Below are 15861 nucleotides of genomic sequence, written 5' to 3'. Positions count from 1 at the left end.
GCAATACATGTGCGATCCGCTATGCCTCGCTGTGCGAGATCCAGGACTCGTCGGAGGGGTTGTCGCGGAACTTGCGCAGGCGTGCGACATCGGCCGGCTGCACATAGCCCTCAGCAGCCGCGACCTCAACGAGCGTGTCGAAGTCGCACAGGCTGTCGTGCGCAAAGCCCGCCGCCTCGAAGTTCGCCGCGGCTTTGGCCATGCCGTACGTGAAGATACTCACGACAGAGAGTACCTCGGCACCGGCATCGCGCAGCACCTGGGCGCATTCGATGGAGGAGCCACCCGTCGAGATAAGGTCTTCGATGACGACGACCTTGGCGCCAGGCTCGAGCCGGCCCTCGATTTGGTTCTTGCGGCCGTGGTCCTTGGCCGAGCCGCGCACATATCCCATCGGCTTGCCGAGCTTGTAGCCAACGATGGCCGCGTGAGCAATACCGGCCGTCGACGTGCCCATGATGCTGTCGGCCTGCGGGAAGCGCTCGGCAATGAGCTCGGCCAGGCCGGACTCAACCGTCTCGCGCACCTCGGGGTAGGACAGGATGAGACGGTTGTCGCAGTAGATGGGGCTCTTGATACCCGAGGCCCACGTGAACGGCTCGTCGGGGCGCAGGAACACCGCCTTGATGGAGAGCAGGCCCTTCGCGACGTCTTCCTTGGTGACCTTCGATGCCATGAGCGGGACTCCTTCAATCGAGATGTATTACATCGAGACAATGCCAGCGTTCCTCTGATGGAAAGATGTCAGGTCCTAACAGGATAAGCTTATCTTCGATACCGTCACCATAGCATCCCCTTGCACTTTAGAGTCCCCGATGCTTCAGAAAAATCTAGAGTCCCGCATTCGACGCCGTATCATTTTAACTTTAACGATCGGAATTCCATCCGTTCTTCACGCATGTTTCATACGCATAATTCCGAAGCAGAGGGGGAATTTCATCAAGCTTAAGATGGACACTTTCAAGAGCAGATGTTTTGAAAGAATCCCAGTCCGTACCGCAGCCAGCACGGAACAGGGCAGCATCAACAGCTGCACGGACCAATCCCCAAGTAAGACCAAGAGGCTCCTCAGGCGTAGTGACATCGCTAATCCGAAGCGCGTACTCTTTTACACGATTGGTTAGGGTCGGCCAAGTTATACCAAAAAATCGAAACCCTTCCTCATACTTCGATGGGTCGCAGCGATAGCCTGCCCGACGAGCCACTTCATCGACGAGCAGCATCATCCCCTCGTCATCTAAGGCTTCCACACCCTCCTCTAGAAGCCCTTCAAGCCGATCCACACGCGCCTTTTCCTGCTGCATGGCGGCAAGACCCGAGGGATCCGGAATAGTCTCCATATCTTCGGGGAGCAACACCCGTACAAAATCCGCCATTTGGCTATTCCCAAATGGGCCCATGAGACAATGATTCAGAAAAGACTCAGTGCATCCGCATCCGCATTGAAACAGCACAGCGTCCCTGAACAACAGCAGCATCTCAGCAAAATAACCCTCTATATGGAGATGGGATTCTTCGCCCTGCGGAGCGATCTGTGCGGCGATGCTATTCATGCCTTCACTAAAGCCATTGAACAGCGAGCCGAAATCTCCCTTCACAAAGACCTTACCCGTCTCATAGCACAGTCGGTGATACGCCTCTGAAAATGTATCAGCTAACAGGTAATCGCAGCCTTCGCTATCGGCCTCGCCACCGTCTCCGAAAGCAGAGGCGATTGGACGCTCAACGTGAGGTTCGATATCCAAAGATCCTGAAGGAGATATTTTGTATTCATAAGCTCGATTACCTGAAGATGCCATGGTATTCTCCTTTGAGTCGCTCTCTGCCGTCTGGCTGGCCAAGGACCTGCTTATCTCATCAACATACCTTCTCCTTTCATTAATATATAACTTTCTTTCATCAAATAGATATTTGATTTTTTCATCATCTAAAGCCGTTATATCTTGAATGTACGTTATAAAGAAGTCGGGTATCTCATCGATCGGCAAGTACACACTCTCAAGTGAGGATGCCAATTTATCAATGCCGAGCTCCTCCGAAGCGTATGGCTTGGAAGCGAAATAGCGATAGAGAGCCGCATCAATAGCAAGTCTTATAAAACTCATGATCATCTGAGAGGGATTTTGGATGATATCCACACCATAGCAAACCTGACTACCAACCAGGCGCCTCAGACTCAATGAGATTCTCCCATAATCTCCGGTGGGATCATCAGAGAATAGGCATTCATCGATCCCAGCGTCTACAAGACCTTTTTGGAAAGCCTGAAAAGACCCGAGTGCCCCCTTGAAGTTCGATACAAATCTCACTCGCTCGCGTACGATTTGACGAACCTTGGGATTTAAGGAAGAACAATCAAGGAGGTGATAACTCCAATCACAGCCAGCCCCTGTCGGTTGGTCTCCTTCATAAAATGGCCGAGCACGAGATGCATCTCCTTGAAGATATTTATCAACCTCGTCCTCAATAATCCCCCTGAACGATTCCCATAGCCAGGGATCATAGAAGGATTTATTTCTTAATATTCGAAGTTCGATCCCCACGGCTACAATTTGTTTTTGATTAAAATCAAATTTAATATCGGCCCCATATTTCTTTTCCCAAAATGCGCGTTCGGTCATCCAGGAAGGCTTGGACAGCATCCGGTCCATGCTCATGCCAGACCGAAATAAAACAGCGTCATTGATAATTGACAAAAGCTCGTCAAGCGCCTCCGGTGCATATGGCTCTCTAAGCGAGCATGACCGATAGCCATAGCGCAAGATTTTGTACTTCTCATCAACACCTGCTTTCTTTATCCTTTCTCTTATATCATTTTCGACTGTTGTTAAAGTATTTATACCTTCATTTATAAATCTATATTCATTATATTTTTTAATTGACTCGTTTAGAAAGGTTAGAAATACCTCAGATTTACGCATCTTCATATTATAGATATGTGATGTGCAGAATTTCTCGTAGTTTAATCCAAGAGAGCATGCATGCCAGTCACCGGATGTACTGACATCGTTCAATTCCCGGTCAATTGCTTGTTTGTATACATCCGCAGGCTGCTCAAGCACTCGAAGCATACCGCTGAGATCGAAATAGCGTGGCCCTAGGATTTCAGCCGCTTCTTCATCTTGCTTATTTTTCGCTGCAGTAATGAATGGCGACGATATTAAAGCAACAATACATAAAAGCCCAATTACTAAAATAGTAATGCCAGCTAACACGAGAGCAGTTTTGACAGCAACGTATAGCGTGAACCCAAGAAGGATCAGAAGACCTCCGGCGGATCCGCAGCATGTTCCACATATTACATACACGTATGTGCGACGCGGGCGTTCCATCAGGCACACACATCCTTTCCAGGCGAATTGCCCTACAGCCCCAGCGCTTTCTTGGCAGCGGCTACACAGTCGCCAGTTGCGTAGAACTCGGGCGACACCGCACCAAGCAGGCTAGCGTCGATGTGCTGGAGGCCTTCGATAACCTCCAACGGAAGCAGGCAAGGCACGTCCGGGATGAGCGCCGAGGAAGACCTCTTCGGCACGCACACAACGACGGGCTCGCACTCTTCTAGATCCGTTGTCCTTGCGTCCCTGCAAAGGGCATCTGAAAAGCCCTCTACCATCCGGAGTCCTTCGAAGCAAAGATGTTAATTCTGAAGCTGGCAACGCGACGGCTCACACCACTCTCGCGATCTCGCAATGTCAGGAAGTACCGATCAGAGGGGAAAGTCTTCGCGCCTGGGATCAGAGAGAGCCCCACGTGCATCGTGCGCTGCGGCGGCTCGGGTGAAGTCCTGTCTGCAAAAACGACCTGCACCGTGGTGATGGGCGTCCCCGCCTCATCTGCCACAAACAAATCGTATGCCGCGGCAGCCACTTTGCCACCTACGGGCTCCGTTTGCAGCAGGTCAATGTTGAACGGAGAACTTCCGATGACAGGCCGCGTATTTACGGCTTCGAGTTGCGCGGGACGCGCGGCAACGCTTGCCTTACCTCTACCGACGAACCGGATGACCGGCACGCACATCTCCTGAAGCGACAAGCCCCCGTGTACGAAGCGGTCCCCTTCGCCGGGCGCCATAACGAGAGAGGCGTCGCGCGGCGTAAAACCCACAAGGTCCGCTCCGCCAACACGATCCAGATTCACCTCGAGCAGCCTATCCGAATGCGCGCCTTTTCGAGCGACAATGAAGCGTTGCCCGTCCTCAATGTGAACGCCCTCGACATCCGCACAGTTCGCCGTATCAATTGGCAGAGGCTCGGCAGTGTGGAAGAAACCATGACCCGACGTAATGACAACACGCGAGCCGCCGATGCCGACGATCATCTTCACAAGTGCCACGAGCTCATCAATGGAGCGGTCGCACGCCTCGAAAACTGGCGTCTCGGCGTCTGGTTTGCCATCGGTAGCGGCCATAACGCTATGGTAGAGATACACCACGCGCGCGTCTATCACCAGAGCGCGCCGCGCGTCCGTTCCCATTCCAGCAAAATCCGCGTAGCGGACCGCAACGGCATTTTCGTCCCACCGGCGTAGGACAGCCTGGCACTGCCTCGCCCCTTGCACGGGCAGGCCGTCTACTCTAATCGAGAAGCGCTCAGTTCCTGCCTGAGCAGGCTCCTCCATTGGCGCATCTTCATACGGAGCGGTCATCTCCAGCGCTCCATGCGGAAGCAGAGCAGCCGTGCCACACCGCGTAGCGCTGGGGAGCACGGACTGAACAGCGGATAGTGTGCAAGTCCCCTTTAGGTCCCTCTCCAGACGATCAACAAGTTCGAGCGCCATCTCGTAACGCAATGCGTCGGAGACAACCACATAGGTGCGCGTCTTGTCAGAGGACGGAACCTCGTTCATGAATAGATGCTCCTGGCGAGGAATGCTATCGACGTAGCCCTGGGCAGCAACATCGCGCTCGATAGCCGAGCTCCACATGTCGCACAGAGGGCGTAGGCAGCCGCGCGCATATACGCCCTCTGCCGCATCCAGCAACGTCTTAACAGCATCGCCCACGGCTGGTGAGGGCAGATCGAGCAGGGCACGGCGCGCCGTGACATGCAGGTGACGATAGGCCGTATCCGCAGCACTCAGGCGCGTTCCAGCCGAGACCGCGAAAGAGGTCTCCCGACCCATGCCGCTCGTTGTTCCGCGGACATCACCGTCGGATGAAATCCCCTGGCCCGTATACGCAGTCCACAGCTTCTCAGCATCCGGATGATCGGCAAGGGCCAGCGCAATATCTCGCTGCGCCTCAAGCAGCTCTGAGTAACGCGCGAGAGAGTCCCAGCATGGTGCAAAGAGCCGATACCAAAGACCATCCCGAGCCGCCTCGCGCGTCTCTTCAATCACGGAAGCGTCGAGCGTCGCCGCCCGCGCACGGTCACATAGCAAGCGGATGGAGCACTCTTGGGCTGCGGGAAACACGGCAACGCGAGCCAGTCGAGAGGCATCCATATGCGCAAACATTGCCGAGAGGTCGCACGCCTGCTCAGCATCCCGGCACATCTCGAGCAGGTCGGCCCTATCGGCGCCCGGCGTGCGATCCCACGCGCGGAGAAGCCACTGACACCACTCGCGATGCCTCACCGAGATAAGCGCCGCATAAGGTCCTAGCTTATCGGCAGGCAGCGACAAGGAGGCAGCCGTGAGCAAAATGTGACGAACAGCCCTGCTTATTTCGGCAGGGAGAGACTCCCCATCCCCAAAGCCGAGCCTCCTGAACAGAAGTTCCGCAAGATCCGCGTCACTTCCGGCCTCTTCCAAGTCGGCACGCATGCGCTTGAGACCTTCGGCACCCTCTCGCCACGCACGCGTTATGTAGGTGACGATCACATCTTCGGCACACGGGGCATTCTCTTTCGAAAGCGCAAGCGCCATGACAGCCAGATCCAACTCGCGCGGATCCTGAAACAGCAGATCATCGTTGTCCACACGCGAGAGGTCTCGATCTTGGATAGGCCGGGAGATGGCACTTCCCGCCGTGCCCCGAGCCGCATCTCGCGAAGAGGAAGACGCAGCCCTTATTATCGCCCTTATGTTCAATCGCTTGCGGAGAAACCGCTTGTGACGAGCAAGGCCAGCACGCATTTCGATGGTATCCGACGCTCGAAGCTCAGAAAGCACGAGCGAAGTCCAATCGGCTTGGAAGCTTTCGGCGTAGCGCTCGACATCCGCAAGCCAGTCAAGCTCGCTGCTCGAGGTTCGGGCGGGCCGGCGTCGATATATGAGGATGCCCGCCGGGTCGCCAGGCGCCGAACGACTCAAGCCATCCGTATCATGCCCATCCGTAAACGCGTTAATCGCACATTTGAGCTCAAAAAGGTGATTGGGCTCCTCAATTAGAAGCCGGACGCCTTCGGGCAGTTCGAGGGATGCAAGATCGGCCTCGAACTGTCCGTCGGGATCATGCCAGATCACGACACGGTGGCCTTCGGATCCGTGCTCTTCTTCCCCATCCGCAGCGGTGGGTGCAAAGAGCGCAGCGATACGCGCTTGGATGTCAGTTTTCTTCGACATGGCGAGTAACCTCGTTACTTAATCTTAGCCAGCACGTCTTGGAACTTCGCGTAGTTCACTTTTACGCCGTCGTCGAGGTCGATCTCGATCATCTGATCTGCCAGGTGATGCAACTTTTCCTCGAAAGGTTGCGTCTCGGCCAGCTGGGCCTGAAGCTTGGCGATGCGCTTGTTGAGACGCACCTGCTGGGCGCCACCAAGCTGGTCCGCCTCGGCCTCGAGCTGCTCGATGCGAGTGCGATAACGCTGCTGTAGCTCATGCACGTAGTCGGTTCGCACGCGAGCGAGTAGGTCGGGCTGGTAGCGGTGCAGGTAGGTCAGCGCCCGGAAGCCGCCTTTCTTGCCAGAGTCAAACAGCCAGTAGATGGGGCGCTTCTTGTACGTCTGACAGTGGTCAGCGAAGAACTCCTTGCAGAAGTAGGAGCGAACAGTGTCGCGCGGAGTTCCCTTGGCGGCGGGGTCAAGCGCATCCGCGACGAAGGCAAGGTTCTCCTCAAGTGTCTCTTCGCCATAGGCCGCCACGAGGAAGTCAGCAAAGCGCGCGACGATGTCGTCCTCGAAGTACAACTCATCGGTGATAGGGATAATGGCGTCGGCGTCAGGCATGAACCGCACGTTGTCGGGGTCGGGCATCTTGGCGAGGTAGTTCTGGAGCGTGTCGCCCTGGTTGGCGAGGACAAGTCCATCGACGTCGAGCGAATAGCGCCCGAACATACAGCCGACGGCATAGCTGATGAGCGAGACGATGACGTCACGCTTCGTCTGAACGTAGCGGTTGCCCTTGAACGAGTCGGGAATCTCTTCCTCGGTGTCGAAGATGCGCGTGACAGAGACGTACTTGTCCTCGACCTCGATGGGCACCTCCCCCACCATGTCATAGATCTCCGCAAAGATGCGGTTCAGCTCCTCCTCGTTGCGCTTGAGCTGGTCGAAGCGGGCATTGACTTCCGCCTTGTGGGCGGCGTACTTGTCAGAAAGTGTTCTTAACATAAAACCTCTTTAACTACATAATAAAAGTTCTATTTTGTATTAGTTCTTATTGTTTTCCATATTAGGTCTCCATAAATATTTTTATGTTGGATAAGGAATTTTGTGACATATAATTCACTAGCGCAGCTTGTCTTTATGGAGAGACATGAGTGTTCTAATAAAAGCGAAGCATCGTCTTCAATTCTATCTAAATAGAATTGAACTTCAATTGTTTGGTTAATAGATAGGTAATCTTTACATATATTCTTATTTAAGATATTCCATGATATATCATTAGAATCAATAAATGATATATCTTCAATAGAAAAGGAGTGCGAAATATTATCTATAACAGAAGGTGCTATATCTAATATGAATATTAGAATTGGGTCATCCTGATGTTGCTCAAAACGTTTATCCCAAGGTTCGTAAGATACCTTCCTCAAATACACATACATAGCTTCCTCCTTGTTTTCTTCAATAAGTTTATTTTTCGAAAAAAATCTTGATAGTTCATTACTATTAAAATCAATACATGAATTTACTATATTTGATTTTGCTTTATCTTCAATTATATTTTTCGAGTGATTCATGTCTAAAAAGGGAAGTAGAGAAATAGATCCAACTTGAAAATTCAAGGTAGGAGATATAAAATATAGAAAATCTTTAATAATATTAGAGTTTAGAAATGCTAGTATTATAAATGTATCCTGCATATGCTGTTTCAATATGATAGCCGGGCTTGCATCATCAAAATAAATAGTATTTTGATTATATCTAAAGCTTATTAAGCTTGATGATATTTTACTCCATGTAATTGTATAATTATTAAAATACTTTGCAGCACCGGTTCCACTTCCGGAGAACTCTCGAAGTTCTTTACCGTTGTCTGCCCACCAAACAACATGCGCCTGATTGCCAAACCATCGACGAAAAGCGCCACCTTTGGTATATTCGCTCCATTTATTACCAATATATTTATTTGAAATTTCAAACCATCTTCGCAAATATTTATCATTATTCCCTGTAAATATCCCTTTTATAATTGCATCAGATAGATCACTGAGTGGCATGCCTTCATGAAACGCTTTGCGCATGGAGTCGCTGGCCCAGTAGGCGATGGGGGTGCCAGGGATATCCTTGAAGGTGCTGGCGTCGGCCCGGTAGAAGTAGCCGCAGGTGGGGTCGGCGATGGCGGTGCGAGTCTTGGGTGCCTGAACGGCCGCACCAACAAACTCGGACAGGCGCACGTATCCGCCCTTGTAACTTGCGATGTGAGAGTTGTGGAACGTGAACGTGCAGATCGGCACAGTGGCGCCTGCAAAGCCCGAGTATTCGAGCTGGACAAGCGACGTAATAGTCTTCTCGTCGATCATCATCGCACGCAACTTCTCATAGCTTCCGATGAACATCCAGACAAACGGTGTCATCATGCCGACGTCACCGTCAGGGCCAGCCATTTCGCAGATACGCACAATAAATGAGGAGAACAGGTCGCTCTTTACTGTCGGATAGTTTGTCTTAATCCACTTTGAAAGCCAGGGACCAAAATTGCTTGATCCCATGTAAGGCGGATTCGCCACGCAGAGGTCGAACGTGCGGCTGACCGCCTCGCATGCGTAGAGCATGGCGTCGAGCTTCTTCTCTATGGCGCTATCTAGCAGACTATGCACCGCGGCGTTGCGGGCCTCGCGCAGCGATGCGATCTGCACGGGCGTCACGCGCAGGAGGCTGCCAACCTCACCGAGATGGGCCACGGCGTCGAACAGGTCGCTCTCCTCATCCGCCAGACGGCCCAGTTCCGCCCGCTCCTCTTCATCGAACTCAACCGGAGTAAGCACGCGAATGTCGGGCCGCACGCCACGCGAGAAGAACCGGCGATCGCGACGTCGTGCAGCAAGCGACAGAACGAGTACGGCAATCTGGGCCGCACGCTCGTCAATCTCCATACCATGTAGGTTCTTCGTCAGGATGAGGCTCGGAATCTCGGACGCGCTATAACCGACTTCCTCATACATCGTATAGAGCAGCTCAAACGCATAGTCCAGGATGTGCGCCGACCCACATGCCGGATCGCACAGCGTTATCTCCTCAGGGCTGCTCACACGCTTGACGTTCTCAGCGCCCTCCCCCGGCTCGATGTAGTAGGCCATCCGCTCGCGCAGCGTGGAATCGGGATGGCTGAGCATCCACAGGCGTCCCAACGTGTTCTCCACCATGTAGCGCACAATCCAGTCGGGCGTAAACAGCTGCGTGGCGGGGCCCATCTTCCGGGCGTCCGCCTTCTTGCCCTTCTTAAACCCGGCGAATGCCTCGTCTTTGAGCTCCGTGTTGTAGAACTGATACATCCAGCCCAGGATCTTCTCGTCAGACCACAGCGGGGTGTTGTCCTCGTCCTCGGAAACGTCGGCGGAGCCCTCTTCGTCAGCGAGCGCCCTGGCGGGAAGATCGGTCACGAGCTTTCCGACCACGCTGTCGGCACGCAGCAGGCCATCGGGCAGCATCAGCGCATCGCCGGCACCCACCCGGGCGAACACCTCGGGCAGGCACTCCGCCAGCTGATTGCACTGGGCGATCAGCAGCGCCCGGAACAGCGCCTCGTCGTCACCTGCCGTCTTGAGCACGAGCACGTCCTGACGCGACAGACCCGGCAGATCGAGGCTCGTCGCCTCGCGCAGCACCTGCGGCTCAAACGCGTCGGAGGCGTCAGAGAATATGCGCGTGTGCGCGGGCAGGAAGTCGTTGACCTCCATGAAGCGAATGGCCACGAAACGGTTGAACCACGAGAACGCCTGGCGTTCCACGAACGACTCATAGCGCTCCTCTTCTGACGTGCCCGGCTCTTCGTCTAGGCGGCGCAGCAGCTCGCAGCGCTGAGCAATCTCTTCGTTGGAGAGAACAGCGCCCGCAACTGTCGTGTACGCATCGACCCCCGAGCGGTTCTCAGGAGTCAGGCGATACGTCCAAGCGCGGCGCTTCACGCCCTCAATAAGCGCACGACGGGCCCAGATGGAGTATTTCTCAATGGCGGCAGTGTCCATAGCGGCGTCCTTCCGTGGTCTTGTGTGATTTGCTAGCCCACAAAGCGGATGCTGTCATGGCCGGCTAGCTCGCTCACAAGCCGGTCGGCAACCTTACGCATGTACGCCCGGATTTCTTCCTCGGATCGCAGCGTGCACGGCGGCAGCACATCGCTGCGTCGCACCAGACGAATGTCATCGGGTCGCGCAACGGGCATGGCAGCTGATCTGACAGGTCGAGATGGGATGGGACTGTGATCAGGCGAGCCAGCGCGGCTCCCAGCACTCGTCGCAATACGCGTCGTCACGACGGGGTGCCCACCCCCCGAAGACCCCACGCTCTCGCACTGCCGAGCGATGCGCTCTCTCTCGATCTGCTTGACATCACGCTGGAACGCATCCTCAACTGCACCGACCCCGTTGTCGGTCAGCACAACGACCTTCTGCTCCATAGCAGCAAGTTGCGTCATGGAAGTCGCGCTATGAATCCCGGATTCGAGGCTCTTTTTGCGCTGCTCAACATCGGACAGCGCCCTCTGAACGTTTGAAGAGAGCGGCTTCTTCGAAGCGTCTCGCCCACTCGTCTCAGATGACCTGCCCCCGCACGCAACCTCCTTGTGGGCTGCATCCTGGATCACACGCCACGCGTCCTCGCACCGGTTCAGCAAATCGCGACGCCGGGCATCAAGCTGGCTGTCGTAAGCCCGTGACACGCTGTCTGTCAGATCAGAAAGATCACTGATCGAGCGGTAAGGCCGATCCTGAGCGATGATCGCGCTCATACGAGTAAGTGCGTCCTTTACCTCATCGCTTCGTACGAGAAGCAATTGCTCGCTTGCCCATCGCTCGCGAGCATCAATTGCCTTGCGGAAAATCTCGACCTGCACAGACTCGTAAAACCTGCGAACCTCGTCCAGGGCCTCGATGGACTCCCCCAGCGCATCGCCCTGGTCCACGAAAGCACTCAACGTCGAGGCGCTCTCGCCAGACTCAGCAGCAGCAAGAACAGCCGACATGGCCTCGCGAGTCAAGCTAATAGCCTGTTCGCCGGGATAAACGGCACCGCCCTCCCGCATTCGCTTGGCATCGATCGTTTTGAGAATTCCCTTTAGCTCGGTAAGCTGCTGTCCAATCTGACCTGCAAGCTCATCCGGATCCTCGGACGCATCGGCCCTGTCAAACACCTCGTTATACCGAATGCGCGCATCACGCAGCAGCGCGGGGTCAACCTGCCTGCGATACTCAACAATCGCGCGCTCTGCCTCTCGAGCGTTCAAGAGGCAATCCCGAGTCTTTCGATCACCCGACAGTCGAACAACGCCATCGCTGCTGCGCAGATTTATCTTTCTATCCGCGAGCAAGCCCGCCAGTACGCCCGCAACATCAAGCTCGCGCCAGCCGTAGGGACGCGACATAAAACGAGTGCGTATGTTCCCCACGCTAACAGGCTGTCTGAGCTCATATTGCATGCTGACAAATTCGCAGACCTCACGCAGGGCACGCTCGTTTTCGCCATCCACGCCATCGAGCCTGCCCTGCTTGCCAAGCAAGGCATCGACCACAGCCGCTTCGTTGTCAAAAGGATGGCCAATATACCCAAGCTTCGGATAAACAGACGAAACCAGCTGGCCAAGCGCCGCCTCAATACGCTGCCGAGTGCTCGCCGCACGCAGCTGAAACTCCTCACCCGCCACGAAGATGCGCGCGGAGCGCACGGCGTCAGCCAGCAGCTCTCCTGCCCGCCTGAGCAGATTGGTCTTCTCCCCCTGCCGGTCTCTAATGATGCGCTGAGTCGTTTCAGGAAGCGTGGCAATCTTTTTTGTGAGCACATACTGGTCTATCTGCAGGGCAGCATAGATGGCACGATAGTACTCTTGGGTCGTCTCTCCTTCGTCCGCCAATGGCACGACGAGGCACTCTCCACCGTTGCGCGTCGAGCTCAAGGCAAGTCCCTCATCACCCTGCCGACAAACGTCCCACAAGGGGCTTGCAAAACGCAAAATCAGACCGCCCTGGGGCACTGCGGCCGACGTGTCGTCAACATAGAGGTCAACCGGGAAGTCATGGCCGTCGATACGCAGCTTGCGTGTGGGCACAACGCCATCCGACAGCAGCTCGATAAGCTTCTTAGTGACCAGGCTGCCTTCGGGACGCATCTGCGCGATCTCTCGCGCAACGTCTTGCTCTTCGTCGGTCAGAAACGTATAGACCTCGCCGGCGCGCCCAACGTAGCCCTGTCCAACGAGACGATCGAGCGACTCTTTGACCTTTCCCCTTAGCGTAACAAGGTCGGGGTCGACCGTATCTGCCATCAAGATGGTCACGTTGTCAATCGTCGCCTTGAGGTCGTCGATATAGCGCACCAGAAACAGGAGTTTGAGAATGTTTACGTCATTGGGCTCCAGGCCTTGATCGCCCGCACCAGCTGCCTGAGCAGCCCTGACCACAACGCGCATAACATGGCTCTCGATCTGGTCATGCAACGTATCAAAGAAGCGCCAGAACGGCACAAGCGCATCCTCGCCGCATTCCTGAACCGCCTGAGCCGCCTCTCGGAAACCAGACAGCATAGAGCGCTCGCCTTCAGAGAGGTGCTTGCCCGAATAGCCATGCAGACGGATCGCCTTCATAACGCTCTGCAAAACAGGAAATTGGTAGCCCACGAACGGGAATGTCTCGACGAAGTCCTGCTCGCTCGTATAGCCCGTCAAGTCACCACGCGCGTCCTTGAACGAAAACAGGTTGCGCAGCTTTGCCGACTGCGCGCCCCATTGAGCCTGTAGCACTCCCGTTGCTTGCGGAGTCTTGTCGAGGATGCGGCGCTTGATCACCTCATCGACCGAAGAGCTCGACAGAGACAGACGTGTCGCAAAACGCCCCTGAATCTTCGAGAAGTCATTGCCGGGCAAACCCGTTGTGATTTCATCGATGGCTTCTTGGCTCGTCACCATGACCCAGACGTCGCCAGCGCATTTCGAGCCGAGCTCCTCAACGATCGTCTGCAAGTTAAGCATCAGGTTGACATCGGAGCCTATATATTGGCCAACTTCGTCGGCCAGGAAAACGAGACGGAAACGGCCACCGTTCTCCGCCTTGCGACGCGTCACGTAGTCGCGAATCTCGTTGGTAAGGCCGTCGACAGAGAGCTCGGCCTCCTCCGATCCGTCGATCCACCGACGTGCCTCGTCCTCGCTCATAACATCCGTCTCGACAAGCGCCGCCACGACGTCGTCGGAGTTGAAGTCATAGCAGGAGCGCGTCTCCACCCAGGACTCGCCATTTATGCGTTCATACGCCAAACGAAAGGCGTCCGTCTCGCCCTTTCGCTCGATATAGCTCTCGAGACGCGCCAGCTTGAGGCTCTCGCCATAGAAGCCCTGATTTTCGTAGAACACACGTGCAAAGACGCGCAAGATGGCCGTCTTGTCCTTATTGACCGGGCCCTTGTTGTCGATGTTGAACAAGATGGATTCCGTGGGGACCTCGGCGCAGCGGCGCACGCTTGCCCACACCGAAGCGTCATCAAACTTGCCGTCGAAGTAGCTGACAGCGCTGCGGCCCCCAACTTCTGGGTTCGCGAGCAAATACGAAAGCATCTTAAGAAAGTGTGACTTACCCGAGCCGAAAAAGCCGCTGATCCACACACCCATTTTGCTGGTAGGAACATCGAGAGAGCGAGCATAGGCCTCGAAAAGACGCGAGAAGTGCCCGGAAAGCTCGCGCGTAACGACATATTCGGACAGTTCCTGGATCACGCACGATTGGTCAATTTGCGCGACCTTCACGACTCCCTCGATGTCGCGATTGATATCCTTGGCAAACATGTCCCTGATCAGCATGGAAGTAGGCCCTTCTAGACTGGACGCAGGTGCTAGATAATGTTGAAAGCGCGGTAATAGTTGCTATCTCCTAGATGGCCAAACAGGCGCAGCGTGTGCCCATCCCACGAGCCCGGATAGCACATGACGAACGGTACGGGAGGCAACTGATCTCGAGGACTTCCGAAGACGTGTTGGGCGTTCTCGAGAAGTGAATGGGCACGCATAAACGGGTAAACTCGGCCAATGCCGCTAACCAGCACGACATCTCCGTAACGGTGATCCTCGTAGTCGAGAGATTCCAGAAACGCATCGGGCGTCGCGATCTTCTGAATACTCGCAAGCAGGGCGTCGGAGCCGCGTCGCAACTCCTGACTCGGCGCCTTGTCTAGAATGCGCCTGGACCGCAGAATGCTCAGAAGGATGTCCCACGCATCGCGGTGAACGACGCGGACCGGCGTCGCAGCATCGTCATGTGCGATGAGGCGACCATCGGCCGAATCGCGAGTAAGGTCGTGCACGTACGCGCGCAGAGACAGCTCATCGGAAGCGTCGTACGGGTAGAGGAAGACAGGAACCTCATTACCCAGCCCACGACATGCCAGGAAGTTAGGGTCGCAGAAACGTTCGCGGATGTGCGCGAAATCAGATTCCATGTGCTGTGAACAGGCGAATGTCGGAATCATCGCGCCACCCCCGCAGTTGCAAAGGCAAAAGCGACGAGGGCAGCCCCATCGCCGTTGCGTAGGATCCCTTGCTCGACTTCCCCGTCGACCAGCACGGGCCTTAGCTCCCCGCCGCGCGGGCCATCAAGATACCCGCAGGTCATCAGCGCGTTCAAAAGGGTGCTGCCAATACGACGGCGCGTGGACTCCGCCCACCGCGAGGCTTTCTCATCGCTTGCGCACCACTGGCCGATGAAGCGGGTGATATCGGCGCGCGTCAGACGGAGATCGAGCGTTCTATAGTGCTCCCCCACCATACCAACCATGAAATCCCACATGAGGCGGTAGGAACGCATCATTGCGTAGAGGTTTGCCTGCCGCATCTGGTCAGGCGTCCCGTGCGCAACAAGCCACACAAGGGCGTCATCAGCAAGCGCGTTAAGACGCCTCAGGCAGACCCTGGCACGGTCAGCCAGCGCCTTAGGTGTGGGATATTGGAAAAGATTCTCAGCGCAAACGCGGGAGATGATCTCCCCGTCGCCCAGGGAGTCATCGAGACGAAGGCAAGCGACGATGCGCGTCTCGGAAAGGAGGAACTGCTCACTCGTAAGCGCTCCTCCAGAAGAAACTAGGCGACGGCCAAAAGGGCCCTCATTGAGACCCCCCCTGCCTATCGTCAGTCATACAGTGCACCTCCGGCAAAACGGCTCGATCCCATGCAATCTCAGTAAACGATAGGGTACTACAACATAAGCAGGATGACCCGTCTGGCCCCGTCTTGTCATCGCCGTCGTGACACGAAATGGGGCGTTCGTGTCGCGCAACCCTCAGCCTGCACAAAGTGGCCGGCGACTTTCAGTAAAGGAAAGTCAATCCCGATAGG

The 15861-nt window shown here is 55.4% G+C and carries 9 protein-coding genes; all 9 read right to left on the bottom strand.

The genetic code is table 11. The features are described from left to right. Nucleotides 1–19: 19 nt before the first annotated feature. Entirely contained in the window at nucleotides 20–676 is a 657-nt protein-coding gene (locus KHZ24_02745) for an orotate phosphoribosyltransferase (GenBank protein MBS5450122.1), read from the bottom strand. Between the two features lie 190 nt (nucleotides 677–866). After that, on the bottom strand, nucleotides 867–3215 hold the full coding sequence (locus tag KHZ24_02740) for a hypothetical protein (GenBank protein MBS5450121.1): 2349 nt from the start codon (nucleotides 3213–3215) through the stop codon (nucleotides 867–869). Nucleotides 3216–3364: 149 nt separating this feature from the next. Then, on the bottom strand, nucleotides 3365–3535 hold the full coding sequence (locus KHZ24_02735) for a hypothetical protein (GenBank protein MBS5450120.1): 171 nt from the start codon (nucleotides 3533–3535) through the stop codon (nucleotides 3365–3367). Between the two features lie 74 nt (nucleotides 3536–3609). Then, a complete protein-coding gene (locus KHZ24_02730; protein MBS5450119.1) occupies nucleotides 3610–6507 on the bottom strand; it encodes a PglZ domain-containing protein in 2898 nt (965 codons plus the stop codon). 14 nt (nucleotides 6508–6521) lie between these two features. Continuing rightward, nucleotides 6522–7496 (bottom strand): hypothetical protein, encoded by a 975-nt coding sequence (locus KHZ24_02725; protein ID MBS5450118.1) that lies wholly within the window; start codon nucleotides 7494–7496, stop codon nucleotides 6522–6524. Between the two features lie 29 nt (nucleotides 7497–7525). Next, nucleotides 7526–10516: a BREX-1 system adenine-specific DNA-methyltransferase PglX gene (gene pglX, locus KHZ24_02720; GenBank protein MBS5450117.1), complete on the bottom strand. Its 2991-nt coding sequence runs from the start codon at nucleotides 10514–10516 to the stop codon at nucleotides 7526–7528. Nucleotides 10517–10548: 32 nt separating this feature from the next. Beyond that, the gene (gene brxC, locus KHZ24_02715; GenBank protein ID MBS5450116.1) at nucleotides 10549–14334 is read right to left on the bottom strand and encodes a BREX system P-loop protein BrxC; all 3786 of its coding nucleotides are present in this window, start codon (nucleotides 14332–14334) and stop codon (nucleotides 10549–10551) included. A 32-nt stretch (nucleotides 14335–14366) separates the two neighbouring features. Beyond that, nucleotides 14367–14969 carry a DUF1788 domain-containing protein gene (locus KHZ24_02710; protein MBS5450115.1) on the bottom strand — a complete coding sequence of 201 codons (603 nt, stop codon included), beginning with the start codon at nucleotides 14967–14969 and terminating at the stop codon, nucleotides 14367–14369. Nucleotides 14970–14995: 26 nt separating this feature from the next. Continuing rightward, complete coding sequence (locus KHZ24_02705) at nucleotides 14996–15658, bottom strand: DUF1819 family protein (protein MBS5450114.1); 663 nt, start codon at nucleotides 15656–15658, stop codon at nucleotides 14996–14998. Between the last annotated feature and the right edge of the window lie 203 nt (nucleotides 15659–15861).

It is taken from the genome of Coriobacteriia bacterium (assembly GCA_018368455.1).
GTDB lineage: Bacteria > Actinomycetota > Coriobacteriia > Coriobacteriales > UMGS124 > JAGZEG01.
This window is presented reverse-complemented; position numbering and strand designations above follow the sequence as displayed.